Below are 23,163 nucleotides of genomic sequence, written 5' to 3' on the forward strand. Positions count from 1 at the left end.
ACGAGATGTCAACAAGAGATTGGCTGGAACCCCCCTATGCTCACCGAATGATCACATCGCCGAGCAGTGTGCGCCGCAGCGAACGGTCACGCCGAGCGATCCTGCGGTCCGCTCTCGACCTGTGTACGGAGCGGGGGTACGGGCACGTCACGATAGAGGCCATCGCGGCCGGCGCCGGGGTCAGCAAGAAGACGATCTACCGCTGGTGGCCGTCGAAGGGCGCGGTGCTGCTGGAGGCGTTCACGGACGCCCTGATCGACGCCACCCCGTTCGTGGACACCGGAGACATCGGCGCCGACCTCCGCGCCCATGTCGCCGGCGCGGTGAATCTGCTCTCGGTCCCGCCGTTCGGCCCGGCCTACGCGGGCATCCTCTCCGAGCTGCACCACGACGACCTGCTGGCCCAGCAGTTGCGGGAGCAGCTGGTCGACCCGCGCGTAGAGGAGGCGATCGGCCGGCTGCGCGGCGCCCAGGAGCAGGGCCAGATCCCGCCCGGCGCGGACCTCCCACTGGCCGTGGAGATGCTGTACGGCCCCGTCTACTACCGCCACGTGCTGCGCAAGCCCGTCCAGGACGAGGAAACGATCGCCACCCTGGTGGACCACGTACTGCGCGCGCTGTGCGCACCGGGGTACTGACCTCGGCGGCTCCGCGGCCTACCCGAAGCACTCCAGGGCCAGCGGCAGGTCCTGCAGCCACTCCTGGAGGCGGGCTCGCTTGCGGGCGGTGAGGAGGCACGGGTGGGCCGTGCCGTGGTGCAGATAGACGATGACCTGAAGGTGCTTGGGGCCGGCGACCGCGTACGTCACGGTGTAGATCTCGTCCCAGGCGTAGTGCGCCTCCGCGTTCTCCGGGCCCAGCGTGACACCCGTCTCGTCGACCAGGAGGGAACTTCCCGGGCAGACCGCCACGAACGTGAGGTCGGCGAGGCCGGCGTCGGCCGGTGCGCCACCCGCCGGGGCGAGTTGGGTCGGCGCCTGGTGCTGCGGATAGGCAGGGGACGGGGCGTACGAGGGTGGCGGCGGGAGCACCGCCACGGTGGGGGTGTACGCCGCGGCGGGCGCCTGGGCCGGGGCGTCCGGTACGAACAGGTCCAACAGGCCCGCCGGTGTGGGCCGTTGCTCCGGTTCCTTGGCCAGGCACGCGGCCAGGACCGGCCGCAGGCCCTCCGGCACGGCGGCCAGATCCGGCGCCTCGTGCACCGACCGGTACATCATGCCCATCGGGGTGCCCGCCCCGAACGCGCTGCCGCCCGCCGCCGCGACGAGCACCGCGCCCAGCGCGAACACGTCGGCGGCGCCGCTGACGGTCTCCCCCTGAGCCTGCTCGGGGGCCAGGAACCCCGGCGTCCCGAACGCCATGCCGGTGGCGGTCAGCCGGGTCGACTCCAGGGCCCGCGCGATGCCGAAGTCCAGCACCCGCGGGCCGTCCGGCGCCATGATGATGTTGCCGGGCTTCAGGTCGCGGTGCACCAGCCCGCAGCCGTGGATCGCCGCCAGGGCCTCGGCCAGCGCCGCGCCGAGCTGCCGCAGCCGCACCTCGTCCATCGGCCCCTCGGCCTCCAGCAGGGCGGAGAGTGTGGGCCCGGGAACGTACGCCGTGGCCAGCCAGGGCGCTGCCGCCTCCGGGTCCGCGTCCACCACGGGAGCCGTGTGGAAGCCGCCGACACTGCGCGCGGCCGCGACCTCGGCCCGGAACCGCTCCCGGAAGTGCGGGTCGCCCGCGAGCTCCGGCCGGGCCACCTTCACCGCCACCGCCCGCCCGCCGCGCGAACGCGCGAGATAGACGGTGCCCATCCCGCCGGCGCCCAACTCCCGCTCCACGGCGTATCCGCCGATACGCTCCGGCAGGCCCGCGCCGCTCTGTTCCGGCAGGCCCCGGCTGCCGTCCGCCCCGTACTCCATGTGCTGAACGCCCCCCTGTGTTCCGGCGGTTCAGTATGACGCAGGGCGCTGACGGCTCTTGGTGGCCCCGGCGGAAGTCTTTGCCGCTTCAGCGCTCCTCCACGGATTCAAGGATCTTGGTCTGAGGTGTACCGACCAGAGCCGGGGCGTTCTCGCTCGACGACCAGACCTTGGTCCGCAGGAATCCGAGGAACTTCTCCGCCTCGGTGACGGTCTCGAAATCGAGATCGACGACGACGTACCGCGGATCGTCGACCGGGCGCTGGACGCGATACCGGCGTACCCCTGATTGCCGGCGGAAATCGGAGAACCGGTCGAACGCGGCCTTCCAGACCTCGAAGTCCGTGATCGGGTGTTCGATGTGGAGCGTGGGCATGGTGCCTCCAGGGACCGGATGACGGTGCCCCTGCCTTCCATCCTGGGAGGGCCACCGGTGGCTGTCCACCGGTGGCCGGGCCCGGTGAGCCGGGCGATGCTGGTCCTGCGCGTGCCGGCTCCGGTGCTCCGGTGCGCCGGAGCCGGAGGGTGGGTGGAGCCGTGTCGGACGCCGAGACCCCGGTCGGTCCCGGAAGGGCGGCCGGGACGGCCCGGGGCGGGCCGGACCGGCTGCCGGACATGCCGGACCTGCTGGACGAGGCCGTACTGGCGACGCTGTTCGCCCAGTCCGCCGTCGGCCTGGTCGTCCTCGACCCGCAGCTCCGGCTGGTACGCGCCAACTCGCTCGTCGAGGGCGTGGAGACCGGGGAGTACATCGGCCGCCGGTTCACCGAGGTCTTCCGGCTCGACGACCCGGACGGCTCCGAGCAGCTCATGAAGCGGGTGCTGGCCGGCGAGGGCCCGGTGCGCGACCACCTCGTCCGGGGCCGGCTGCGCACGATCCCCGGCGACCGGCAGTTCCTGGTGTCCGCCTACCGCATCGACGGCCCGAGCGGCTCCGGCAACGGGACCGACGCCCCCGCCCCCGGCACCGCCCCCGCCCTCGGCCTGCTGTCCGCGATCGTCGACGTCACCGAGCGGGAGCGGGCCCGCGCCCGGGAGGCCACGCTCGCCGCCGTGCGCGACGCGGTCGGCGGCTCCCTCGACGTCGCCGCGACCTGCCGGGCCTTCGTCGACGCCCTGGTGCCAGGCTTCGCCGACCTCGCCGTCATCGAGGTGGTGGACGAGGTCCTGCGCGGCGCCGGACTGCCGGTGGGCCCGCTGCCGCCCGAGACTCCGCTGCGCCGTGCGGCGAGCGGCCGGTGCGAGGCCGTCCGGGGCGCGGCGGAGGCCGGGGGAGGAGCCCGTGGGCGCTCGCCGGGCACGACCCGCCGCCTCCCCGCCCGTACGCCGTACGCGCTCGCCGTCACCGACCTGAGGCCCCGGCTCGTCACGCTCGGCCCCGACACCCCGTGGCTCGCCACCGACCCGGACGGGGCGCACGCCGTCGCGGAGAGCGGCGCGCACTCCCTGATCGTCGTGCCCCTCACCCTGCGGGGCGCGGTCCTCGGGCTGGTCAGCCTCTACCGCTGCGCGGCGGCCGAGCCCTTCGACGAGGACGACATCACCCTCGCCACCTCGGCGGCCACCCGCGCGGCGCTCGCCATCGACAACGCCCGCCGCTACGAGCGCGAGCACGTCATCGCCTCGACCGTCCAGCGGCGGCTGCTCCCGCAGGCCGAGCGGCAGCAGGCGGCCGTCGACACCGCGCACGTCCTGCTGCCCGGCCGGGACAGCGGCTGCTGGTTCGACACCATCGCCCTGTCCGGCGCCCGTACCGCGCTGGTGGTGGGCGGCGTCGCGGGCGAGGGCCTCCAGTCGGCCATCGCCATGGGCCAGTTGCGTACGGTCATCCAGGCGCTGGCGGGACTCGACCTGGAGCCGGAGGAGGTCCTCGCCCGGCTCAAGGACACCGCCGACCGCCTCGCGGGCGAACGCGCCGCCCTGCCCCCGGACGACTCCCTCCACGGCGAACCCCTGAGCGCGGGCTGCGTGTACGGGGTCTACGACCCGTTCACCCGCACCTGCACCGTCGCGCGGGCCGGGCACCCCGCGCCGCTGATCGTCGGACCCGACGGACGGGCGGTCGCCCTGGACGTACCGGAAGGGCCCGGACTCTTCTCCACCGACAGCGCCCTCTTCGCCCCCGCCACCGTGACCCTGAAGGAGGGCAGCCTCCTCGCCTTCTGCACCGCCGAACTGCTCTCCGGCGACGGAGCGGCCGAACGCATCACACAGACCCTCGCCCGCCCGGGCCGGAGCCTCCAGCAACTGGGCGACGACATCGTGTACGCGCTCCCCGACGACACCCGGTCCGCCGGTGCGGCCCTGCTCCTGGCCCGTACGGGTACGGTCTCCGAACACCTGGTCGCCACCTGGGACCTGGCCCAGGACCGCACGACGCCCGCCACCGCCCGGGTGCTCGTCCGCGACCGGCTCCAGGGCTGGGGCCTGGACGAGGACACCGTCGACGCGACCGAGCTGATCGTCAGCGAACTCGTCACCAACGCCGTCCGCTACGGCACCCCGCCGCTGCGGCTGCGTCTCCTGCTGGACTCCACGCTGACCTGCGAGGTCCACGACGGTTCCACGGCCTCCCCGCACCTGCGGCACGCCCGGACCGTCGACGAGGGCGGCCGGGGCCTGTTCATCGTCTCCCGCCTCGCCTCCCACTGGGGAGCCCGCCACGGGCCGGACGGCAAGGTGCTGTGGACCGAACAGGACCTGCCGGGTGGCTGATTCCCGTCCGGACGGGCACGTCGGCCGCGCTGATCGCGCAGAGTGGTCCGTATGACGACACCCGCGGAGCTGCTCCGCTCCTTCGCCCGCACCCGCGCCTCCCTCGACGGCGAGGAGGTCACCTACTGGTGGTCCGGAGACGTGTACTCCTGGGCCCCCGACGAGCCCTACCAGCGGATCTTCGGCTTCGAGGGCCTCAATGTCTCCCGCCTGGTCGAGGACGCGGAGGCCGGGCCGGACGCGTACCAACTGCTCACCCGTGAGGCCGCGTTCTATCTGGATCCCGTCAGCCGCGAGATCCTGGAGACCTGGCAGGATCTGCCGGTGGTGCACGTCTGGAACGACCCGGCGAACCAGAAGTGGCGCCCCTTCCCGATCCCGACGACCGACCTCGGGGACCAGGTCTGCTTCAGCCTGGAGATCCCGCTCGCCTATCCGTCGCCGCTGCCGGTGGCCGAGTACCCGGTGCACTCGGCGGGGGACACGTACAAGGCCCTGGAGCTCTTCCAGTTCTTCGCGGACCGCGCCGATCTGGCGGGCCCGGCGCCCGGTGTCCCGGCCACCATGTCGTGGAGCCGGATGTCGCCGTGGCTGCCCTGGATGGCCCGGGGGCAGCGGCCCGGCGGCCTCACCTTCCACTGCCGGGGCCGCAAGCTCGGCGCGTACACCGAGGTTCCCGAGCGCACCCGGGCCTATATCGCCGCCCACCACCCGGAGTTCGCCCACGCCCCGGAGCGGTGGAGCGAGCCGAACGAGACCAGCTGGACGTACTTCCGCAAGCTGAACCCGCCTCAGGGGTAAGGGCTGTTCCTGGGCGCTGTTCAGGGAAGCGTTCAGGGGAGGGTGATGTTCCGGCCCGGGCCGCCGTCGACGGTGTCCTTGCCGGGGCCGCCGACGATCAGGTCGTTTCCGTCCTCGCCGTGCAGCATGTCGTCGCCGGAGCCGCCGAACAGGATGTCGTCGCCGTCGCCGCCCATGACGTGGTCGTCGCCCGGGCCCGCGTACACGACGTCATTGCCGTCGTACGCCTCGATCATGTCGTCGCCCCGGCCGCCCCACAGCCACTGGTCGCCTTCGACGGCCATCAGGTGGTCGTTGCCGTCGCCGCCGTCGAGGACGACGCGCCCCATGACCATGTCGTCGCCCTCGTCGCCCCGCACGGTGTGCGCGGTGTGGGCGTGCAGCATGTCGTCGCCGGGGCCGCCGCTGACGGTGGCGACGCCCGGGTCGCTGGTGGCGATCTCGTCGTCGCCGTCACCGAGGAAGACGTCGATCCGGTCCGGCCGGGCGCTGTCCGTGGGCAGTTCGCAGACGACGTACGTCTCGTCCCCGGGGGTGAGGTACGTGCAGTGGTCGCCGGGCTGGAGCGGCACCGCGTCGCGGAAGCCGATGCGCCGGACGCCGTCGCCCTGGTCCATCGGGACCACGTGGAGGTCGTTCACCTGGCCCGGGGCGGCGGTGAAGGTGATGGACTGCTTCGCCCAGTCGGCGCCGACGCGGGCCTTGGCCCCGGTGGCGGCGGGGACCGCGTCAGCGGCGGGGGCCGCGCCGACGGCGGGGGCCGCGACTGCCGGGGAGACGGCGAGGCCGGTGGCGAGCAGGGCCACGGCGGCTGCGCGGGCGGTGACTTGGTGGCGGTACATGGGACCTCGTCTCGATGGGGTGGCCGGTGGACAGGCCGGCCGGCGGGATGGCCGGCCGACGGGATGGCTGTCCGGGGACCGGGCGGGCGGCCGCGAGGGCGTGCTCCGGTGCCCCGGACAGGTCCGGTTCGTCCCGGCGGGGCCGGGCGGTGCGGCGTCGCGTCAGCTCACATTGACGTCCACGCAGGCGTAGAAGGCGTTGGCGGTGTCGGCGATGTTCCACACGGCCAGCACCTTCTGCTTGCCGGACAGGCCACCGAAGTTGACCTGGTGGCTGACGGTCTCACCGGGCCGCGCGCCACCGTCGTTGAACTCCGCGATCTTCTGGCCGCCGGCGTAGTACTGCCAGGTGCTGGTGGCGTGGCTCACCGTCAGCCGCCAGTTGAAGCTGGTCGTCCGTCCGACCGGGGTGACGTTCCAGCCCTTTCCGTCGTCGTCGAGCTCGGAGAAGCGGGCGTTCCCTCCGCTGCAGCTCGTGAGGCCCTTGGGGCCCTCGACGCTCTGCGGCTCGTACTTGATGGCACCGCAGGAGACCACTCCGGCGGCGCACTGGGCCTGTCGGCTGGGGGGCGAGGATATGTAGCCGTGCGCGCTCGCGCTGCCGGCCGGCAGGCTGACGGCCAGGAGCGGGGCGATTCCCGCGCCGATGGCGACGGCTAAGAGCTTCTTGCTTTTCATGACAACTCCTCTGTGGGGGTCCGTGCCCGCCCGTGCGACAACGGGTAGGCATGCGCATGTCAAGCAGCAACGCCGTGACGGTGGGGCTGTCACGGGTGGCAACGGAAGCGTACCGCTCTTGGTCTAGACCAGGCTAGTGTCCGGGTGCGACCTCTGCGCCCGGGTGCCGGCCCGGCCGGACGGATGCGCCGAACAGTCGCTCCAGGACCACCGCGACCCCGTCCTCCGCGTTCGACAGGGTCACCTCGTCGGCCGCCGCGCGCAGCTCCGGGTGCGCGTTGCCCATGGCCACCCGGTGGCCCGAACCGGCGAACATCGGCAGGTCGTTGGGCATGTCCCCGAACGCGACCGTCCGCTCCGCCCCGATGCCGAGCAGCTCGCCGGCCAGGGCGAGCCCGGTCCCCTTGTCCACCCCGCGCGGAGCCAGTTCCACGGTGCCGGGCCCCGCCATGGTCACCGTCGCCAGATCGCCCACGGCCCCGCGCGCCGCGGCGGCCAGCGCGTCGTCGCCCAGCTCCGGGTGGCGCACCAGCACCTTGATCACGGGCCGCTCCCACAACGCGTCGCGGGAGGCGACGCGTTGGGCGGGAAGCGTCGGGTTCGGCATCCGGTACCCGGCCTCGGTCAGGGTCGCCCCGTCCACACCGTCCTGGTCCACGGCGGCGAACACCGCCCCGACCTCCGCCTCGATCTTCCCGAGCGCGGTGTCGGCGGCCTCGCGGTCCAGGGTGACGGACCGCAGCAGCCGCCCGCTCCCGGCCTCGTACAGCTGGGTGCCCTGCCCGCAGACGACGAGCCCGGTGTACGCCAGGTCCGCGAGCAGCGCCCGTATCCCGGGCACGGGCCGCCCGGTGACGACCAGGTGCCGGGCGCCCGCGGAGGCGGCGAGGGAGAGCGCGGCGCGGGACCGGGCGCTCACGGTGTCGTCCGGGCGCAGCAGGGTGCCGTCCAGGTCCGTGGCGACGAGGGAATACGCGGGAGAGGCGCCGGGGGTGCATGCGGGTGGCGTGGGCATGGGCCCCAGCCTAGAAGGGCCCGAACGGCCGCTTGCCCGCCAGGGGCGGATCGGATAAGGGGGGACTCTGTCAGGCGGCGGTCCCGCCGGCGTTGCGGATGAGCCGCTGCAGCACCTTCACCGTGGTGACGTAGTCGGCGTCGTCGATGCCCTCGTGGAGCGCGGCACGGATCGCGGGTGCGTTGCGCTTGAGGTCGACCCGCGCCTGTTCCCCCGCCTCCGTGATCCACAGCCTGCCGCCCGGGTCACGGGTGAGCCAGCCGCGCTCCACGAGCGCCTCGGCCTCGACCGCGAGGTCGTCCTCGGGCCGGATGTACGAGGCCATGGCCTGCTGGAGCTCGGGGACGGTCATGCCTTCGCCGTCGGGCGAGATGTCGTTCGCCGACAGGTTGCGCAGCAGCCAGAACTGGGGCTGGGTGTAGCCCTTCTCGGCCTGCTGGGCCCGGGTGTAGGCGATCAACGCCTCGTAGGCGACCCCGGTCCAGTAGGCGGCGGGCTGTCCGGCGAGTTCGGCGTCGCTGAGCTGCTGCTGATCCGTCATGACACATGCTCCCTCGGTGGTGCGGTCGGGGGCCCGCGCGGTGGTGCGGGCCTTACAAGCAACGACGGTAGGACCGCAAGCGCGATTGAGGTCAAGGGGAGGCGGTGGAAGCCCGTAGCCTCGGGCTTCTGGTCGGCGAGCAGTCCGAGGGCTCTGCCAGCCCGGTGTTCGCCGTCGTGAGCTGGTGGTGTGGACCGACTGCAACATCGTGCAGTCCGAATGCGGCGGCATCCTGCCGCCATTGGTGCTGCCGGGCGAGGTCGAGGCGGAACACGGGATCACCCTGGACGACACCGTGCTCGCCCACGACACCCACACCGACACGCTGTCCCTGTTCGATCGGAACGGCGACCCCGTCGGGCTGGCCCACCTGGGACTCATCCCGCGGCATCTGCTCCAGTCCTACGTCCGACTGCCGGCAATAATCACCGATACCTGGGTCAACGGCTCACCGCACTCCGACTACACGATGCGGACTGGTGGTACGTCCGCGCCTATCCCGGGCATCCGGACTCGATGGGCGAGGCCACCCGGGTGCTGATACCCCGGATGTCCGAGCCCGCGTCCGAAGAGGCGGCGTCCGCGTGGTTCTTCACCCGTTACTGAGACATGAGCGGCCACTATCTGCGGCTGCGCCTCAAGTGCTCCGCTGACGGGGTCGACCGTGTCCATGAACGCCTGCCCGAACTGGTCGAGCTGCTCCACGCGCTCGACAGGCCCGCCCCTTCGGAACGCCTCGTGCCGGGCTCCGTGCCGCAGGGGCTACCGATGGTCGAACAAGCCCGCTTGCAGCTTGTACGCACCGGAACTCGTCAAGTACGGGGGCGCTCGGGGCATGGCCAGGGCGGAGGATCTTTTCACGGCCTCCTGCCGGTGGTACGACGACCAGCGGACCGGCGTTATCGCCCCGCTCTTCGACCGGGCGTCGCCGGCGGTCTCGTGCATGAGCGCACTCGTACGGGCAGCGCTCTCCGAGCCCGGTGCCCGGACGGTGTTCCGGGCCGCCCGCCGTCGCCAATGGGGGCGGCAACTACGGATGGGTGGCACCCGGCCAGGAGGACCTGCGCGGCCTCTTCGCCCGCGCGGCGAAAGGCACGGGTGAGGCCTCGGTACGCATCGGGGCCCCTGCGGGAGAACATGACGCGGCACGTCGAGACGGTCGTGCGCACCCTCGGCGAGGCGGCGGCCGACAAGAACCCTGTGCCGAGGCAGGAGTTACTCCTCCACTACCTGCATATGGATCTCAACCGTTGGGGCTTCGTTCCGGCCGAGGGGAGCCTTCTTGGCGTGCTCGCTTCGGCCAACTAGTGGCCGGAGAAAACCAGTTACTCATCACGCATCTACTTGCCGAGTTGGAAAGTGGATGCCATGCTGGCACGTGGGTGGACTGCACGCACGGCGAGACCTCGGTGGAATCCGATGAGAGGCAGATGCGGAATGGCTGAACGAAGTCCATCCCACGGCGCGGCGATCCCGCTCGAAATCGTCACCAAGCGGTACCCGGGCCCACACGGGGACATCGTCGCTCTGGCGGGCATCGACCTCTCCGTACGGCCGGGGGAGATCTTCGGTCTGCTCGGCCCGAATGGAGCCGGTAAGACCACCACCATCGAGACTCTCGTCGGCCTGCGCCGTCCTGGTGGAGGCACCGTCCGGGTCCTTGGCCACGCGCGACGTCCGAGTGGCGAAGCTGTCCGGCGGACAGCTTCAGCGGCTCCTGGTTGGCACGGCACTCATCTTCCGTCCCCGTCTGCTGGTGCTCGACGAACTATCGACGGGCATGGACCCCAACGCGCGGAAGGAACTGCGGGACGCGATCCGTGCGCACCGCGGCCAAGGTGTCGCACATCGAGATCCACGACTCCGGCGGCGACACCCGGGTCGTGGTGCGAACCAGCGATTCCGGCGCGGTGTTCAGCCTGCTTGCCGGGCCGCTTGGAGCTCGCCACATTCAGATCAAGGAAGTCGGCCTGGAGGCGGTATTCCGCCTCCTCACCGGAGTCTCCATCCATGGAGCGGGTGACGGCGCGCAGCCCGTGGAGGCGGAAGGTGTGACGGCGTGATGTCCTCGTCCTCGCATGAGCCGGCCCTCATGCACGCCCGGGAGCTCGCCCGCGACCCCAAATACTTCTGCTTCGCCCTGTTCTCTCCCTCCGGCATGCTGGCCATTTTCCTTGCCGTGATCAGCGCGACCTTGACCGTCGGACCGCTGGCCAACCTACGAACGGCACCCTCCGGCTTCTGGTCATCGCACAGACGGTCGTCCTGCTCGTGCTGGCGGCCGCCTTCGGCAAGGTGGAAGCGAGCCGGCTTCCGGCCCTCTTCGGAATCGCCCTGCTCGGCCTCGCCATGTTCGGAGGTGTCGGGTATCTGATCGGCGGCCGTTTGTCCTCACCGGACGCCGAAACCAACGTCGGTACGCTCGTGCAGCTGGCGGCTTTGTTCCTGAGCGGTCTCGCGTTCCCGCTCGATCTCATGCCCGACGCCGTCCGCACCACGCTGGGCATGCTGCCCACGTCCTTCTTCGCGGACCTCATGCTCACACAGATGTCACAGGGCGATCCGGCCCACCCGGTATGGCTGTCCGTCCTGGTCGTCATCGTCCGCACCGCCGTGGTGGTCGTCCTCGCCGTCCGCACCTTCAGTGGGACCGGGGAGAAGCCGTGTAGGCGCGGGCGTGCGACCGTATCCTCCAGTCCTGACCCGCATGGAAGGCGCCACGATGGACAAGAACGAAGCGCGGGAAGCCCTGGCTTCGGCCGACGCACTGGCTTCCCGGATGCGAGCGGGGAAACGGCGGCCCGGCCCTGCGGTGTACCTCCTCGGCCTGGTGATGACGGTGATGACAGCCGTCTACGGGCTGGTGGTCGAGCCTTCCTCGCAGTACGCCCTTCCGGTCATCCTGCTCATGCCCTTCTTCGCCCTGGTGATCTACACGGCTACACGTCCGGTGCTGGCCCGCCACCACCGGACTCTGTTTGCCCTCACGACGACAGCAGGCGCTGCTGTCTACACGCTCACGGTCACACTCGGCACTGCGCTCTTCTCCGGTGAACCACTCTGGTGGGTACCTGGAGCCGTCCTGTGCGGCGTGCCCTTTCTCGTGGTCGGCGCTCTCGACCGCAAGGTGGCTCGCATGCCCGAGGTCAGTCAGTGACGCATCCGCGCAAGTCCCTCGACACCTTGATTCACGCTCCGGTGCGGTTCTCCATCGCCGCCGCGCTGGCCTCGGTCGACGAGGCCGACTTCAAGACGCTCCGTGACACCATCGAGATTACGGACTCGGCCCTGTCCAAGCAGGTCGCCCTCCTGGAGCAGGCCGGGTACGTGAAGGTCCGCAAAGCCTTTGTCGGCAAGCGCGCACGTACCTGGCTCTCTCTGACGAATACGGGGCGCGCGGCTTTCACCCGCCACTTGGCCGCCCTCCGCGACATCGCGGCATGGGAGCCCGAGCAAGCGAATGGCCTTGGATCCCCCGCCGCGTGAAGGTCCTGCCCACCAGCCCGCAACTCGTGATCAGCGGTGAATCGACCGGTGGGCTGTGGCCTGGTGCAGCGCTCACCCTGCGTCCCGGCCTCCCCTGGCGAGCCAGGCCCGCGAGACCGCCCACCCCGGTGGCCCCCGTCCGGTCCCACCTAGACCCCGACGAGAGGAAGCCCGACATGAACCGTGGATACACCGATCCGTTGGCGGTGCGGTCATCGCCGCGTCCCTTGCCGCGGCTGCCCCTCAAGCCTTCGGCGCCACCAGTGCCCAACAACCGCAGGTCTTCTCGGCGAGCTTCGGCAAGCCCCTCCTGGCTATGTCCACGTGGAGTCCTCCTACGGCATTGCCGCGGTCTGCCGGGCGGCGGGCCAGGCAGGCGTTGCGGAGGGCATGTGGAACGCGTACTTCCGCCACCAGGCGCTCCCCTTCCCGCCCCTCCAGCAGCTCTGGGTCAAGAAGTAGCACAGTGACGGCTCTCCCACAGCGTCCTGTACGGGGCCAAGTCCTGGCACATCTCCCGCAGGTCGCGCATCAGCCTGAACCAGAGGATGTCAACCGCCTAGACCGTCCACAGGCTTGAGCCACAACGCTGAAGCGGCTTGATGCAAGCCGGGGCGAGGACGCCGAAGCCCCACCGTGCCTGCACGGTGGGGCCGTTGCTCTGCCGGCTCGGGTGGCTCAGACGGTGCCGAGGTCTCCGGCTCGTACGCCGGCCACGAAGGCGCTGAACGCGGTGGCGGGGATGGTGAGGGCCGGGCCGGTCGGGTTCTTGGAGTCGCGGACGGGGACGATGCCGTGGGGGGCGGCGAGGTTGGTGGCGACCTCGACGCACGCGCCGCCGTTCTCGCTGTATGAGGACGTGAACCAACGGGGGTTTTCGGTCTCGGTCGTCACGGGTGCCCCTTCGTGGGAAGTCAGTCACCGATTGCGGGTGCTGCGAGTCTCGGTCCTTGATACCCGGGGCGGAGGCTGCGCACGCGTAGTCGTGCGCGGTGCGGTCATGATCCGGTCCGCTGCTGTGGGCAGGGCAGTTCGGGTGCGCCGCGGTTCGGGGAGCAGGTCACCAGGGCGACGGAGTGGAAGACCGTGCCGTTGAGGTAGTGGCCGAGGGACACGTCTCCGCCCCACGCGAGCCGTTCGACCGCCGCCCTGACGAGGAGGACCAGCCTGGTCGCCTCCCGGTCCTGAGCGGAGGCGAACCGGGGCGCGAACTCGGTGAGTTGCCGGCCCAGCCATGCGCCGGCCTCCTTGGGCTCCTCCCAGGTCCCCCGGATCGTCGAGGCCGGTTTCATGAGCCAGTGCGCTGTCTGGATCGGCGGTACGCCGGAGGCCGGGAACACGGCCACCGCCTCCCGGTACCGCTCGTGCACGTCCTGCTCGCTGGTCGCCGTCGGAGCCCGGCCCGGGGGCCTGCGGATGCTCTCCTTGTCGAACGTCCGCTTCTCCCCGAGCCAGGCGTAGCCGTGGTGGTGCACGGCGGCTCAGGCGGAGAGGCCGAAGCGGGCGGGGTCGATGCCCGCCGCGTCCAGCTCGGCCGCCGTGAACCGCAACGGCTCGGCGTCGGGGCGCTTGCTGTCGCCCAGGGCCCAGGCGTCCGGCCCGATCCGCGCGAGGGTGACGCACGATTCGCCGTCGGGGTGCGTGTTGCCGCCGCAGGCCTTGGAGAACTCGACTTCGTCGATGGGGAGTTCGTACAGGTCGGTCATCGATATTGCCCTTCCGTTGTGCCGATGGATGTGCGCCTTCCGGTGCTGGTTCGGCGACACGGGCAATGATCGGTCGACCACGCGGACAATCAGTCGATTATTCGCGTTGCGGGATAAAGATCATGAGCGGAAGAGAGTCGCCCATTGCGTGAGAACGCGCCTTGCGTCATCGTCGAAGAGCGCGAGGCGCTCGTACGTCGCGAAAACTCTCAGATGTTCGGAAATGTCTCGGGCGTCCTGAAAAACTATGCGGCCCGTGAAGGTCTCAACCGTAGTGAGACGCTGATCGTAGACGGTGAACGTGTTCATGGGGCCACGGCTTACGGCTGACCCAGGCAAGAGCAGTCCGACACGCACATTGGGTAGATGGGAAAGAGAAATTAGGCGGTCAACCTGCACGGCCATGGCGGCCCGATGAAGTACGGGCCATCGCACGGCCTGCTCCGTCAGCAGAAAAGTAAAGGACTTGGTGGTGTCGTAAAGGATTGCCTGTCTTTCCAGCTTCCTGGCGACCGTCACCGACTTGTCCCCCGGCGATCCGCTGAGGCTGGCGCTCACATACTCCGGCGTGGCGAGGAGGCCGGTGACCATGGAGGGCAGGAAGTAGCGGAGAACCGTTGCTTCGGATTCCAGTCCGGCTAGCTCCGCTTGCCGCTTCTCCAGGCCCCTCCGCCACGAAGCCCGCTTGCTCTGCCACTCCGTATGGGCCAGCCGGGCCAGCGACATCACCTCGGTCGCTGTTGCCGGTGAGGCTTCCAGAGCTCTCAGGATCAGCTCCACATCCACGAGACTCGGTCCGACCCGGCCGGTCTCGATGTTGCTGAGCTTCGTCTGTGACATGGCGCAGCGCTGAGCGAGCCGAACCTGGGACAGTCCGGCTCGCTTGCGCAGGTCACGGAGTGAGGTGGCCAGATCGGCCTTTGACCTGATCAGTTGCTCAGGTTGGAAGGTCAAGGCCCTTCACGTACTCCCCGAAAGGAATGGCCCGTTCCAGGGCGATCCGCTTCCATTCCCGGTAGGGCGCAGGATCCCCTACGTAAGCCTCACGGTTGATCTGCGTGCCGTCGGGGCGGAAGTTGAGATGAGCGATACGAGTCTCGTCGAACAGCCACCAGTCGCATCCGGTGAGGGGCAAGCCGAAGTCGTCGTGCGTCACATCCAGTATGCGGATGTCCTCGCCGGCTGCGATATTTCCCGGAATCCCCCAGGCGAACTGATAGCGCTGATATTCGGTGAGAGGTCGACGTACTATCCTGACGCGTCCGATGCTGCGCCCCGCATCTCTGTAGCTCCGGACCCGATCATGCCAGCGTGAGTTGTGATCGAGTGGTTTGTTCTCACCCTTCAAGAATCGGGCAACGTTCTCCCGTTCCCTGGGCATGGTGTACGTGGGCTGCGCCTCGAACCGCCATGCCTCCCGCTCAAAGGCGTCGAAGAACTCGCGCCAGGCGTCACCATCCAAGAGCACGGACAGCCTCCTTGAGGACATGCTCGGGAATCTTTACCAGCGCCTCGCCGGCTGGAGGCTGGAATGCGGAGCACTGGTCCCCTTGCACCACGATCCCGCCGTCCGCCTTATCCACATAGACGTTCGGGCAGTCATCGTCGTCACAGTTGGGTCCGCCGGTGTTTCCCGTAAGTCTGTACAGATCATTTCGCGCCACGGTGCCCCCTCTTCGGTCCGTGCTGATCCTTGTCGAAGATGACGCTAGAGGGACGGGACAACGTGCGTCTACCGGGGAAGGCGGGTATTCGCGTTGTCGGGTAGAGCGGACCCGGTCCGTGCATAGCAAGGCCCCACCGCGCTTGCACGGTGGGGCGGTTGCTCTGCCGGATCGGGTGGCTCAGACGGTGTCGAAGTCTCCGGCCCGGACGCCCGCGACGAAGGCGCTGAACGCGGTGGCGGGGATGGTGAGGGCCGGGCCGCTCACGTTCTTGGAGTCGCGGACGGGGACGATGCCGTGCGGGGCGGCGAGGTTGGTGGCGACCTCGACGCACTGGCCGCCGTTGTTGCTGTACGAGGACGTGAACCAACGGGGGGTCTCGGTTGTCACGGGGTGCCCTTTCGCAACTGCCTGAACATGTCTACGGACGCGGCCTGGGAGGGCGCTACCGCCTGCATCTGATGGTAGGCCGTCAGATGCGGTACTACCGAGCCACTTTCACGCTCCAAATAGCCCTGCTGTGCCGACTCCGCGTACGACATGAGCGAGCGGTCGGGCATGGTCAGGATCGTGACCGGTAGGTCGAACGGGCGGTGCTCGCCCATGTCGAACGTTGCTACCTGGAGCACGGTGTTGGGCTGCTCCGCGAACTCGATCAGCCGATTCATCTGGGCCTTCATGACCTCCGGTCCGCCGACCGGCCTGCGAACACAGCTCTCGTCCAGCGTCGCGAAGACCAGCGGCGGCTTCTCCCGGACCAGGGCCGCCTGACGTTCCGCGACCAGCGCTACGCGCTCTTCCGCCTGATCGGCCGTGATCGCCTGTCGCCTGACCGCGCTGTCCGCCAGGACCCTGGCGTACTCCGGGGTCTGGAGCAGCCCCGGCATGACGCCGACCTCGTACAGCCGGATCTCCGCCGCCCGGCGCTCGTAGCCGAGGAACTCCGGGAAGCCCTCCAGCAGGCTGCCGTGCTTGATCTGGCCCAGCTCGCGCTCGAACGACGCCTCGGTCCCGGTGAGCCCCAGCACCCGGTCCGTACTACGCGAAAAGCGCAAGGTCGCGAGTTTGCGACCAGTTTCCACCGACGAGATGTGCGTGCTGGAGTAGCCGTTGTGGTCCCCCAGCTCCTCCTGCGTCCAGCCCCGCTTCTCCCGTAACCCGCGCAGACGTGCACCGTAGGCTGCCTGCGCGGAGCTTTCCGGGTTCAACTCCTTGATGTTCACGGACCCCGCCCCGATCTTCCGTGCCGAATAGGCAAGTTGAATGCCTCCTCACGGTAGGTCACGCTGAATCGCCCCGGTAGTCATACGGCTACAGAGAGGAGCGATAGGTGTACGGCGAGAACGTTTGCCCGAACGCGCAGCAGCCTCCCGACCCCCCGGCCCTCGGCGCGCTCATGGTGGACACCGCTCGCGGTGACCGTGTGGGCGAGTTCCGTGGGGTCGCCGGCCCCTACTGGTCGCTCCGGCCCGTGGGCGGCGGGGCCGAGTGGGAGGCCGAGCCGCGCCGGGTCCGGCCCGCGCTCCTCATGGAGCAGCTCCGGGCCAGGACCGCACGGCTCAACGCCCGCAGCCGGGGTGAGGTGCTGTGAACACCCGGCACCAGCAACCCACTTGGTACGTTGCCGAGAGCCGCGGCGGCGACGCGGCGCGGTCCGTCCGGCTCGGTGGGATCGTCGCCCCGACGCGGCGGCTGGCGCTGCGCTGGCTGCGGCGGCAGGCCCGGCGCTTCGCGGACGCGCTCGATCCGGACCCGTACACCCCGTGGGTTCCGGGCCGCGCGCTGTACCCGGTCGGCACGGGCGGCCGACGCGACGCGCCGACCGAACTCCGTTCCTGGGCGGCCAGTTTCCGTGAGCACGACTACGCGCTGGGACGGCTCGCGGACGGGCTCCCGTACGAGTTCGTCGCCCGGGACGCCACGGCTTGGTACGGGCTCGTCATGCGCCCCCTGGCCGCTGCCGCCCGCACCCCTCCCCCCTCTCACCGGCAAGGATGAGCGCCATGTTGCAGTGCACCGCCTTCACCGAACTCCCCGAGATGGGCGCGCGCGTCGCGCTCATGGGTCTGGAGGACGGGCCCGGCGAGGCGTCGGAAGCTCCTGAGCTGGACGAATTCCTGCTCTGTGAACTCGGCGAGCACGACGAGGACACCGAGCACGCGGCCCAGCTCTGGTCGGCCTATGGCGGGCGGGATCTGTGGATGCTCTGGGCCGACGCCGACGGACGGCGGAAGTTCCGCTTCAAGGAACTGTTGCCGTGTCCGGCCGTCATCCACCGGCTGTCCGTCAAGGAGGGGGACGCCTGCGTGCTGTACGACCGGCACCCGTCCGCGCACTCCTGGGATGTCACGGATCCGCTCGCCGATCTGATGGCGGAGCGGATCAGGGAGGAGGTGCAGCGCGACCGGGACGGAGGCGGCGGGGCGGGGTCCTGAGGCTGTGCCGCAGCCCTGCTCCGACCTACGCCGTCCTGCTCCGGCCTACTTCGGCCCACTCCGGCCTACTCCGACGCGACCCGTCCGGACGTGTCGGGGGCGGGTGCGTCGAGGTCCGAGAGGTCCAGGACGAACCGGTAGCGGACATCGTTGCGGCTCAGGCGGTCCAGCGCCTCGTTCACCCGGGCCGAGGGGAGCACCTCGACGTCCGCGGTGATGCCCTTCTCGGCGCAGAATTCCAGCATGGCGGCGGTGGCGGGGCGTCCGCCGCTCCCCGCCGAGCTGAGCTTCTTGCGGCCCACCAGCAGATCCAAGGTGTTCACTTCGACCGGGCCGAGGTGTCCGAGGTGGCTGAGCGTGCCGTCCAGCGCGACCAGCCGCAGGTACGGGCCGAGGTCGTGCGGCGCGGAGATGGTGTCGATGACGACGTCGAAGCTGTCCCGGGCCGCTGCCATCTGGTCCTCGTCCGTGGAGACCAGGAGTCCGTGGGCGCCGAGGCGGCGGGCGTCGTCGGCCTTGTCGGGCGAGCGGCTGATCACCGAGGTGGTCGCGCCCAGGGCGACCGCCAGCTTGACCGCGAGGTGTCCGAGGCCGCCGAGGCCCGCCACCGCCACCCGGCTGCCGGGCCCCACGCCCAGCGCGCGCAGGGGCTCCCAGACGGTGATGCCCGCGCAGAGCAGGGGAGCGACGCCCGCCGGGTCCAGGCCGGGCGGCAGTGCGTACGCGAACGCGTCGCGGACGACGTACTCGCGGGAGTAGCCGCCGAGCGTGGTCGAGCCGTCCTGCCGGTCGGACCCGCTGTAGGTGAGCGTCGGGCCGGTGTGGCAGAAGTTCTCCTGGCCCGCGAGGCACATGGCGCACGTGCCGCACGAGTCGACGATGTTGCCGACGGCCACCGGGTCGCCGGCCGCGAAGCGGGTGACGGCGGAGCCGGTGGCGGTCACCACGCCGGTGAACTCGTGGCCCGGTACGAGAGCGGGGCCCCCGTCGTGCCGGGTGTGCAGGGCGTGCAGGTCGGAGTGGCAGACGCCGCAGAAGTCGACCCGGACCGCGAGGTCGTCGGGGCGCAGGTCGCGGCGTTCCAGTACGGAGCGCCGCAGCGTCTCCGTCGAGCCGCCGGGGTCGTCGGTCGCCAGCCAGCCGGTCGTCGTACGCATGGGCCATCTCCTTAAACAGACTGTTCGGTCTATCGGGCTTCTTCGAGCGTAAGCGCAGTCGGCCGCATCGGCAAACCAACTGTTCTGTTTGATAGCCTCGGGGCATGGCGGACCAGCCCATGACCACTCGCGGAGCCGCGACGTACCAGCGGATCCTCGATGTGGCGACCCAGGAATTCGCCGAGTACGGGATCGCGGGCGCGCGGATCGAGCGGATCGTGTCCGCCGCGCACACCAACAAGGCGCAGTTGTACGCGTACTTCGGCAACAAGGAAAAGCTCTTCGACGCGATCTTCTACGCCTCGCTGGAGCGCATCATGAACGTCGTCCCGATCGACGCGGACGACCTCGCGGACTGGGCCGTCCGCCTCTACGACGAGTACCTCCGCCGCCCCGACCTCATCCGGCTGGCCACCTGGGCGCGCCTGGAGCGCCGGCCCGCCGGGCACCTCGTGGAGGAGGGCCGCCGCCGCGACGACCGGAAGCTGCGGCTCATCGCCGAGGCGCAGGAGGCCGGGCGGGTGCGGCCGGGCGATCCGTTCGACGTGCTGGCCATGGTCATCGCGATGTCGATGGCCTGGTCGCCGGTGAGCAATGTGTACGCGGCGACGGACGACGAGCCCGCCGACGTGCACGAACAGCGCCGCACGATGCTGCGCGCCTGCGTACGGCGGGCCGTCACTCCCGAGTGACCGGCCCGGACCGGGTTCGGGCAGCGCTCAGTTCAGGCAGAACTCGTTGTCCTCCGGATCCGCCATGACGATCCAGCTCCCACCCTGCTCGTCGACCGTACGCAGCACGCGTGCGCCCAGCCCCACCAGTCGCTCCTGCTCCGCGTCACGCTGACCCGGGGCCGAGTGCACATCGATGTGGAGGCGGTTCTTCACCGTCTTCGGCTCCGGCACCCGCTGGAACAGCAGCCGCCGCCCCTGCCCCGTACCGCTGATCTCGTCGTACGGGTCGTCCGGATGCCGGGCCGCCGCGAGGTCGAGCCAGGCGCGGCGGCCGTGGGCGTGGGTCGTGATGGCCTCGGGCACGGCGCGGGCCGCGAGCAGCTGCTCGACCAGCGGGCTGTTGTCCTCGACGAGATAACCCAGGGCCGCCGCCCAGAACCCGGCCTGCGCGTGCGGGTCGGCGCTGTCGATCACGAGCTTCCAGGACAGTGGCTGCGTCTGAGTCCGGGGCTGGGGCTGAGGCTGCGTCATGGAAACCGTTTATAGTGGTTACATGAGCGGGAAGGCAATGGACACGCCGGGGCTGTTGCTGCGGCATCCGGACGGCAGTTCGTTCCGGTTCGATCCGGGCGCTTTGTGCCTGGAGCTGCTGACGACCGGGGGGCCCGGCCCGCTGTCGTACGTCGAGGTGCTGCACGAGCCGGCCGACCTGGTGCGCTGGGCGGAGGAGAGCCGACTGCCCGGGGGGCTCGGCGCCGGATCCCGTACGGGAACCCGTACCGGATCCCGTGGAGGGCTCGCGGTGAGCAGGGACGAGGTGGTGGACGCGCGTGCCCTGCGCGATGCGCTCTGGCGGCTGGCCGAGGGGCATGTGCACGGGGCGCCGCCCGGCCCGGACGACCTCGCCACCCTCAACGGCGCGGCGGCGCACCCGCCCCTGACGGCCCGGCTGACCGCGGGCGGCGGCCGGGAGTGGGCCCCGGGAGGCACCGGGGCCGGGCTGCTGTCCACCGTCGCCCGCGATGCGGTCGACCTGTTCACCGGGGTGTACGCCCACCGGATCCGCACCTGCGGCGCGCACGACTGCCGTCTGCTGTTCGTCGACACCTCGCGCCCCGGCAAGCGCCGCTGGTGCTCGATGGAGCGCTGCGGCAACCGTCACAAGGTCCGGGCCCACCGTGCCCGGCTCACCGTCACCGACGAGTGAGGCGCCTCACGCCTCACGCCTCACGCCTCACGCCTCGCGCGGAGAGCGGGCGGCGCAGGCGGGGCAGTCGTGCCGGTCGATCGCGGCCAGCAGGCGCGCGGCGGCCGTGCGTACGGCCTGCGCGGGGGCCGTGCCCCCGGCCTCGGGCGTGTCCGGTGCGGCGGGGTCAGCGGGTGCAGCGGGCGTGGCGGGGGCAGCAGGCGTGGCGGCCAGGCGGGCGGCCGTGGCGCGCCCCGCAGCCACCTCGTCGTGCGCGGCCCTGGTCCACGCCGGGTGCTCGGCGTTCCCGGCGGCCAGGATCGTGGCGAGCAGATCCAGGACGCCCGCCCGGTCCCGGACCGTGTCCGTCGCCGCCAGTTCCCAGAGGAACGGCACCGTCGCCGCCGTCGAGTCGAAGACGGGAGGCGTGCCGATCCACCGCTCCAGATCGCCCAGGGCCTCGTCCGACGTCGGCGCGTCGCCCCAGGCGATCCGCGACAGCACGCCCGGAACCTGGGACGCGGAGCCGTACGCGTGCTGCAGCTCGTGCCACCGCACGTTCCTCATGGCCCCCAGCACAGTCCCCATCCGGGCACTCAATCAGCCTTTACCGCACGGCGTCCACCATGCCGGGGGACCGGTCCGCTCCGTGGAGCCGGCGCAGATACTCCCGTACGGCGCGGGCGTCGTCCGCCAGGGCGGCCACGCCCACGTGGTGAACGGCCACGCCCACGTGGTGATCGGGGCGGACGACCACGACGGTGCCCGCGCCCGTACCGCCGGAGGCTCCCGTTCCGTACGCGGCGGCCGCGTGGCCCGCGTCGTCGACCACCGCTCCCGGCTCCGCCCCGGCCCGGTCCTCGTCCGCCCCGTACACCCGGCAGGTCCGCACCCCGGCGTCACCGTACGCGGCCGCCGCCTCGCGCAGGACCGCCGCGCTCCCGGGGCCGAAGCCGAGGACCGTGGTGCGGGGGCCGGCGAAGATCCGGTGCAGCCGGGTACGGGCTCCGGTCGCGGCGTCGGTGCAGGGGGCGTCCGGGGCGCGGTCCCCGGCGACGGGCGTGTCGGGTGCGTCGGGTGTCCGGTCCCCGGCGTGCGGGGCGGCGGACGAGCCGTCGCCGGCCTGCGGCGCGTCGGCGCGGGAGGCGGCCAGGGAGCTCCAGCGGTAGCCGACGCCCAGGCCGGTGGTGTCCGGGGTGATCGCCGCGTCCAGGCCGCCGCCGGGCCGGCGGATCGCCTCCAGCGCGGCCCGCAGCCGCTCCGATGTGAGGTCCAGGGTCTGCGCGGCCACCGGAAGCCGCTCCTCCTCGTACGTGTCCAGCAGCGTCGCGTCCGCGTGACCGGCGAGCACCAGGCCCAGCTTCCAGCCCAGGTTGAACGCGTCCTGGATGCCGGTGTTCATCCCGAGGCCGCCCGCGATGGCGTGCACATGCGCCGCGTCGCCCGCGAGGAAGACCCGCCCCGCGCGGAACCGGTCCGCCATCCGCACATTGACCCGGTACGTCGACAGCAGCTCGGCCCGCGTCAGGGCCTCGCCGGGCAGAGCGGTGTGGTGAGCGAGCAGCCGCCGGAACCCGTCGGCGGTGGGCGCGAGCGGTTGCCCCCGCCCGTCCCGCTCCGGCCCGGCCTGGAACCACCAGCCCGTCCGCGTACCGGGGATCGGGCAGAGCATCACCGCGCCGTCCTCGTCGAACCACTGGTGCCAGCGGGTACGGTCCAGGGCGCCCTCGGCCAGGTCGACATCGCCGCAGACCATCACCTGGTCCTCGTCGGTGGTCCCCGCGAACCCGATCCCGAGCAGTTTCCGTACAGAGCTGTGGGCGCCGTCGCAGCCGACGACGTACCGTGCCCGTTCCGTCCGGCCCTCCGCGAACGTCACGTCCACCCGCCGCCCGTGGGCCTCCTCCGCCAGCCCCACGACCTCGCGGCCCAGCTCGACGTGGACCCCGTACCCGGCCAGCCGGTCGCGGAGGATCCCCTCCAGCCGCCACTGGGCGATCAGCCACCCCCGGTCGTAGGGGGCGTCCGGGGGTGGCGCGGAGTCGGCCCACGGATCGGACTCCGCGACCGGGAGGCGGTCGCGGTACTTGAGCATCGGCAGCGGGGCCGAACCGGCGGCGAGCACCTCCTCGACCACCCCGAGATCGTCCAGGATCTCCAGCGACCGGGGGTTGGGGCCCTTGGCGCGCGAGGTGCGCGGCGGCGCGGGGGACCGGTCCACGATCCGTACGTCGGCACCGCGCCGGGCCAGATCGCAGGCCAGCACCAGTCCGGTGGGTCCTGCTCCCACGATGAGTACGTCGGTCATGCCCATGCCTCTCCTTCGGTCACGCTCTCCGGCCGTCCGTCCATCCAGGAC

General features: G+C 71.1%; 32 protein-coding genes and 2 pseudogenes. 16 read left to right on the forward strand and 18 right to left on the reverse strand.

Going from position 1 to position 23,163, the window contains the following annotated elements:
- The first annotated feature begins 47 nt into the window (after positions 1 to 47).
- The gene (locus ACIQPT_RS09475) at positions 48 to 638 is read left to right on the forward strand and encodes a TetR/AcrR family transcriptional regulator (RefSeq protein WP_401154362.1); all 591 of its coding nucleotides are present in this window, start codon (positions 48 to 50) and stop codon (positions 636 to 638) included.
- Positions 639 to 656: 18 nt separating this feature from the next.
- Here the strand turns inward: ACIQPT_RS09475 and ACIQPT_RS09480 are convergent, their stop codons facing one another.
- Positions 657 to 1,904: a serine/threonine-protein kinase gene (locus ACIQPT_RS09480; protein WP_401154364.1), complete on the reverse strand. Its 1,248-nt coding sequence runs from the start codon at positions 1,902 to 1,904 to the stop codon at positions 657 to 659.
- Between the two features lie 88 nt (positions 1,905 to 1,992).
- Positions 1,993 to 2,280, reverse strand: coding sequence for a hypothetical protein (locus ACIQPT_RS09485; RefSeq protein ID WP_401154365.1), 288 nt, complete (start codon positions 2,278 to 2,280; stop codon positions 1,993 to 1,995).
- A gap of 161 nt (positions 2,281 to 2,441) precedes the next feature.
- Between ACIQPT_RS09485 and ACIQPT_RS09490 the strand changes: the two genes are divergently transcribed.
- Together ACIQPT_RS09490 and ACIQPT_RS09495 are read left to right on the forward strand one after the other, a co-directional pair.
- Entirely contained in the window at positions 2,442 to 4,619 is a 2,178-nt protein-coding gene (locus tag ACIQPT_RS09490) for a SpoIIE family protein phosphatase (protein ID WP_401154367.1), read from the forward strand.
- A gap of 51 nt (positions 4,620 to 4,670) precedes the next feature.
- The gene (locus tag ACIQPT_RS09495) at positions 4,671 to 5,420 is read left to right on the forward strand and encodes a DUF1838 family protein (RefSeq protein WP_401154369.1); all 750 of its coding nucleotides are present in this window, start codon (positions 4,671 to 4,673) and stop codon (positions 5,418 to 5,420) included.
- Between the two features lie 32 nt (positions 5,421 to 5,452).
- On the opposite strand, the gene ACIQPT_RS09500 is transcribed toward ACIQPT_RS09495, so the two are convergent.
- The 4 genes from ACIQPT_RS09500 to ACIQPT_RS09515 all read right to left on the reverse strand — a co-directional run bounded on the left by ACIQPT_RS09500 (position 5,453) and on the right by ACIQPT_RS09515 (position 8,496).
- On the reverse strand, positions 5,453 to 6,262 hold the full coding sequence (locus ACIQPT_RS09500; RefSeq protein WP_401154371.1) for a calcium-binding protein: 810 nt from the start codon (positions 6,260 to 6,262) through the stop codon (positions 5,453 to 5,455).
- A gap of 162 nt (positions 6,263 to 6,424) precedes the next feature.
- Complete coding sequence (locus ACIQPT_RS09505; RefSeq protein WP_401154373.1) at positions 6,425 to 6,940, reverse strand: lytic polysaccharide monooxygenase auxiliary activity family 9 protein; 516 nt, start codon at positions 6,938 to 6,940, stop codon at positions 6,425 to 6,427.
- Between the two features lie 133 nt (positions 6,941 to 7,073).
- On the reverse strand, positions 7,074 to 7,955 hold the full coding sequence (locus ACIQPT_RS09510) for an HAD family hydrolase (protein ID WP_401154375.1): 882 nt from the start codon (positions 7,953 to 7,955) through the stop codon (positions 7,074 to 7,076).
- A 70-nt stretch (positions 7,956 to 8,025) separates the two neighbouring features.
- Complete coding sequence (locus ACIQPT_RS09515) at positions 8,026 to 8,496, reverse strand: MarR family transcriptional regulator (RefSeq protein WP_401154377.1); 471 nt, start codon at positions 8,494 to 8,496, stop codon at positions 8,026 to 8,028.
- Positions 8,497 to 8,680: 184 nt separating this feature from the next.
- Between ACIQPT_RS09515 and ACIQPT_RS09520 the strand changes: the two genes are divergently transcribed.
- The 8 genes and pseudogenes from ACIQPT_RS09520 (at position 8,681) to ACIQPT_RS09555 (ending at position 12,444) form a co-directional block, all read left to right on the forward strand.
- Entirely contained in the window at positions 8,681 to 9,037 is a 357-nt protein-coding gene (locus ACIQPT_RS09520; RefSeq protein ID WP_401154379.1) for a hypothetical protein, read from the forward strand.
- Positions 9,038 to 9,633: 596 nt separating this feature from the next.
- Complete coding sequence (locus ACIQPT_RS09525; RefSeq protein ID WP_401154381.1) at positions 9,634 to 9,804, forward strand: hypothetical protein; 171 nt, start codon at positions 9,634 to 9,636, stop codon at positions 9,802 to 9,804.
- 129 nt (positions 9,805 to 9,933) lie between these two features.
- Positions 9,934 to 10,116: pseudogene (locus ACIQPT_RS09530) on the forward strand (ATP-binding cassette domain-containing protein); the annotation flags it as partial.
- A 200-nt stretch (positions 10,117 to 10,316) separates the two neighbouring features.
- Complete coding sequence (locus tag ACIQPT_RS09535) at positions 10,317 to 10,559, forward strand: hypothetical protein (RefSeq protein WP_401154674.1); 243 nt, start codon at positions 10,317 to 10,319, stop codon at positions 10,557 to 10,559.
- 232 nt (positions 10,560 to 10,791) lie between these two features.
- Positions 10,792 to 11,070: pseudogene (locus tag ACIQPT_RS09540) on the forward strand (ABC transporter permease); the annotation flags it as partial.
- Between the two features lie 148 nt (positions 11,071 to 11,218).
- Positions 11,219 to 11,653, forward strand: coding sequence for a hypothetical protein (locus ACIQPT_RS09545; protein WP_401154675.1), 435 nt, complete (start codon positions 11,219 to 11,221; stop codon positions 11,651 to 11,653).
- Complete coding sequence (locus ACIQPT_RS09550) at positions 11,650 to 11,982, forward strand: winged helix-turn-helix domain-containing protein (protein WP_401154382.1); 333 nt, start codon at positions 11,650 to 11,652, stop codon at positions 11,980 to 11,982. Before ACIQPT_RS09545 ends, ACIQPT_RS09550 begins: the two co-directional genes overlap by 4 nt.
- A 324-nt stretch (positions 11,983 to 12,306) precedes the next feature.
- Complete coding sequence (locus ACIQPT_RS09555) at positions 12,307 to 12,444, forward strand: hypothetical protein (protein ID WP_401154384.1); 138 nt, start codon at positions 12,307 to 12,309, stop codon at positions 12,442 to 12,444.
- Between the two features lie 216 nt (positions 12,445 to 12,660).
- On the opposite strand, the gene ACIQPT_RS09560 is transcribed toward ACIQPT_RS09555, so the two are convergent.
- From ACIQPT_RS09560 to ACIQPT_RS09595, 8 genes are all read right to left on the reverse strand, one after another.
- Positions 12,661 to 12,876: a DUF397 domain-containing protein gene (locus tag ACIQPT_RS09560; RefSeq protein ID WP_401154386.1), complete on the reverse strand. Its 216-nt coding sequence runs from the start codon at positions 12,874 to 12,876 to the stop codon at positions 12,661 to 12,663.
- A 104-nt stretch (positions 12,877 to 12,980) separates the two neighbouring features.
- Positions 12,981 to 13,457 carry a hypothetical protein gene (locus tag ACIQPT_RS09565; protein WP_401154388.1) on the reverse strand — a complete coding sequence of 159 codons (477 nt, stop codon included), beginning with the start codon at positions 13,455 to 13,457 and terminating at the stop codon, positions 12,981 to 12,983.
- A 6-nt stretch (positions 13,458 to 13,463) separates the two neighbouring features.
- Positions 13,464 to 13,688, reverse strand: coding sequence for a DUF397 domain-containing protein (locus tag ACIQPT_RS09570; RefSeq protein ID WP_401154390.1), 225 nt, complete (start codon positions 13,686 to 13,688; stop codon positions 13,464 to 13,466).
- Positions 13,689 to 13,808: 120 nt separating this feature from the next.
- Positions 13,809 to 14,642 (reverse strand): helix-turn-helix domain-containing protein, encoded by an 834-nt coding sequence (locus tag ACIQPT_RS09575; protein ID WP_401154392.1) that lies wholly within the window; start codon positions 14,640 to 14,642, stop codon positions 13,809 to 13,811.
- Complete coding sequence (locus ACIQPT_RS09580; RefSeq protein WP_401154394.1) at positions 14,626 to 15,156, reverse strand: DUF6879 family protein; 531 nt, start codon at positions 15,154 to 15,156, stop codon at positions 14,626 to 14,628. Before ACIQPT_RS09580 ends, ACIQPT_RS09575 begins: the two co-directional genes overlap by 17 nt.
- Positions 15,140 to 15,352 carry a hypothetical protein gene (locus ACIQPT_RS09585; RefSeq protein WP_401154396.1) on the reverse strand — a complete coding sequence of 71 codons (213 nt, stop codon included), beginning with the start codon at positions 15,350 to 15,352 and terminating at the stop codon, positions 15,140 to 15,142. Before ACIQPT_RS09585 ends, ACIQPT_RS09580 begins: the two co-directional genes overlap by 17 nt.
- A 180-nt stretch (positions 15,353 to 15,532) precedes the next feature.
- Positions 15,533 to 15,742 (reverse strand): DUF397 domain-containing protein, encoded by a 210-nt coding sequence (locus ACIQPT_RS09590; protein WP_401154398.1) that lies wholly within the window; start codon positions 15,740 to 15,742, stop codon positions 15,533 to 15,535.
- Positions 15,739 to 16,575: a Scr1 family TA system antitoxin-like transcriptional regulator gene (locus ACIQPT_RS09595; RefSeq protein WP_401154400.1), complete on the reverse strand. Its 837-nt coding sequence runs from the start codon at positions 16,573 to 16,575 to the stop codon at positions 15,739 to 15,741. Before ACIQPT_RS09595 ends, ACIQPT_RS09590 begins: the two co-directional genes overlap by 4 nt.
- 107 nt (positions 16,576 to 16,682) lie before the next feature.
- On the opposite strand from ACIQPT_RS09595, the gene ACIQPT_RS09600 reads away from it, so the two are divergent.
- The 3 genes from ACIQPT_RS09600 to ACIQPT_RS09610 are packed head-to-tail and all read left to right on the forward strand — an operon-like array spanning position 16,683 to position 17,787.
- Entirely contained in the window at positions 16,683 to 16,943 is a 261-nt protein-coding gene (locus ACIQPT_RS09600; protein ID WP_401154402.1) for a hypothetical protein, read from the forward strand.
- Complete coding sequence (locus ACIQPT_RS09605) at positions 16,940 to 17,350, forward strand: hypothetical protein (protein WP_401154404.1); 411 nt, start codon at positions 16,940 to 16,942, stop codon at positions 17,348 to 17,350. The genes ACIQPT_RS09600 and ACIQPT_RS09605 overlap by 4 nt, the downstream gene beginning before the upstream one ends.
- 5 nt (positions 17,351 to 17,355) lie before the next feature.
- The gene (locus tag ACIQPT_RS09610) at positions 17,356 to 17,787 is read left to right on the forward strand and encodes a hypothetical protein (RefSeq protein ID WP_401154406.1); all 432 of its coding nucleotides are present in this window, start codon (positions 17,356 to 17,358) and stop codon (positions 17,785 to 17,787) included.
- A 65-nt stretch (positions 17,788 to 17,852) separates the two neighbouring features.
- Here the strand turns inward: ACIQPT_RS09610 and ACIQPT_RS09615 are convergent, their stop codons facing one another.
- A complete protein-coding gene (locus tag ACIQPT_RS09615) occupies positions 17,853 to 18,944 on the reverse strand; it encodes an NAD(P)-dependent alcohol dehydrogenase (protein ID WP_401154407.1) in 1,092 nt (363 codons plus the stop codon).
- Positions 18,945 to 19,048: 104 nt separating this feature from the next.
- Between ACIQPT_RS09615 and ACIQPT_RS09620 the strand changes: the two genes are divergently transcribed.
- Positions 19,049 to 19,636 (forward strand): TetR family transcriptional regulator, encoded by a 588-nt coding sequence (locus ACIQPT_RS09620; RefSeq protein ID WP_401154408.1) that lies wholly within the window; start codon positions 19,049 to 19,051, stop codon positions 19,634 to 19,636.
- Positions 19,637 to 19,663: 27 nt separating this feature from the next.
- On the opposite strand, the gene ACIQPT_RS09625 is transcribed toward ACIQPT_RS09620, so the two are convergent.
- Positions 19,664 to 20,149, reverse strand: a complete 486-nt coding sequence (locus ACIQPT_RS09625; protein ID WP_401154410.1) for a VOC family protein — start codon at positions 20,147 to 20,149, stop codon at positions 19,664 to 19,666.
- 22 nt (positions 20,150 to 20,171) lie between these two features.
- Between ACIQPT_RS09625 and ACIQPT_RS09630 the strand changes: the two genes are divergently transcribed.
- Positions 20,172 to 20,825 carry a CGNR zinc finger domain-containing protein gene (locus ACIQPT_RS09630; protein WP_401154412.1) on the forward strand — a complete coding sequence of 218 codons (654 nt, stop codon included), beginning with the start codon at positions 20,172 to 20,174 and terminating at the stop codon, positions 20,823 to 20,825.
- A gap of 27 nt (positions 20,826 to 20,852) precedes the next feature.
- On the opposite strand, the gene ACIQPT_RS09635 is transcribed toward ACIQPT_RS09630, so the two are convergent.
- Together ACIQPT_RS09635 and ACIQPT_RS09640 are read right to left on the reverse strand one after the other, a co-directional pair.
- Entirely contained in the window at positions 20,853 to 21,392 is a 540-nt protein-coding gene (locus tag ACIQPT_RS09635) for a hypothetical protein (RefSeq protein ID WP_401154414.1), read from the reverse strand.
- A 19-nt stretch (positions 21,393 to 21,411) separates the two neighbouring features.
- Positions 21,412 to 23,118 carry an FAD-dependent oxidoreductase gene (locus ACIQPT_RS09640; RefSeq protein ID WP_401154416.1) on the reverse strand — a complete coding sequence of 569 codons (1,707 nt, stop codon included), beginning with the start codon at positions 23,116 to 23,118 and terminating at the stop codon, positions 21,412 to 21,414.
- Positions 23,119 to 23,163: the final 45 nt, after the last annotated feature.

Origin of the sequence: Streptomyces sp. NPDC091289 (genome assembly GCF_044757365.1) — a bacterium.
Classification (GTDB): domain Bacteria; phylum Actinomycetota; class Actinomycetes; order Streptomycetales; family Streptomycetaceae; genus Streptomyces.

Coding starts and splice junctions, on each gene's coding strand:
- ACIQPT_RS09475 (WP_401154362.1), top strand. CDS start 48: ATGATCACATCGCCGAGCAGTGTGCGCCGCAGCGAACGGTCACGCCGA.
- ACIQPT_RS09480 (WP_401154364.1), bottom strand. CDS start 1,904: ATGGAGTACGGGGCGGACGGCAGCCGGGGCCTGCCGGAACAGAGCGGC.
- ACIQPT_RS09485 (WP_401154365.1), bottom strand. CDS start 2,280: ATGCCCACGCTCCACATCGAACACCCGATCACGGACTTCGAGGTCTGG.
- ACIQPT_RS09495 (WP_401154369.1), top strand. CDS start 4,671: ATGACGACACCCGCGGAGCTGCTCCGCTCCTTCGCCCGCACCCGCGCC.
- ACIQPT_RS09500 (WP_401154371.1), bottom strand. CDS start 6,262: ATGTACCGCCACCAAGTCACCGCCCGCGCAGCCGCCGTGGCCCTGCTC.
- ACIQPT_RS09505 (WP_401154373.1), bottom strand. CDS start 6,940: ATGAAAAGCAAGAAGCTCTTAGCCGTCGCCATCGGCGCGGGAATCGCC.
- ACIQPT_RS09510 (WP_401154375.1), bottom strand. CDS start 7,955: ATGCCCACGCCACCCGCATGCACCCCCGGCGCCTCTCCCGCGTATTCC.
- ACIQPT_RS09515 (WP_401154377.1), bottom strand. CDS start 8,496: ATGACGGATCAGCAGCAGCTCAGCGACGCCGAACTCGCCGGACAGCCC.
- ACIQPT_RS09525 (WP_401154381.1), top strand. CDS start 9,634: ATGACGCGGCACGTCGAGACGGTCGTGCGCACCCTCGGCGAGGCGGCG.
- ACIQPT_RS09545 (WP_401154675.1), top strand. CDS start 11,219: ATGGACAAGAACGAAGCGCGGGAAGCCCTGGCTTCGGCCGACGCACTG.
- ACIQPT_RS09570 (WP_401154390.1), bottom strand. CDS start 13,688: ATGACCGACCTGTACGAACTCCCCATCGACGAAGTCGAGTTCTCCAAG.
- ACIQPT_RS09610 (WP_401154406.1), top strand. CDS start 17,356: ATGTTGCAGTGCACCGCCTTCACCGAACTCCCCGAGATGGGCGCGCGC.
- ACIQPT_RS09615 (WP_401154407.1), bottom strand. CDS start 18,944: ATGCGTACGACGACCGGCTGGCTGGCGACCGACGACCCCGGCGGCTCG.
- ACIQPT_RS09620 (WP_401154408.1), top strand. CDS start 19,049: ATGGCGGACCAGCCCATGACCACTCGCGGAGCCGCGACGTACCAGCGG.
- ACIQPT_RS09625 (WP_401154410.1), bottom strand. CDS start 20,149: ATGACGCAGCCTCAGCCCCAGCCCCGGACTCAGACGCAGCCACTGTCC.
- ACIQPT_RS09630 (WP_401154412.1), top strand. CDS start 20,172: ATGAGCGGGAAGGCAATGGACACGCCGGGGCTGTTGCTGCGGCATCCG.
- ACIQPT_RS09635 (WP_401154414.1), bottom strand. CDS start 21,392: ATGGGGACTGTGCTGGGGGCCATGAGGAACGTGCGGTGGCACGAGCTG.
- ACIQPT_RS09640 (WP_401154416.1), bottom strand. CDS start 23,118: ATGGGCATGACCGACGTACTCATCGTGGGAGCAGGACCCACCGGACTG.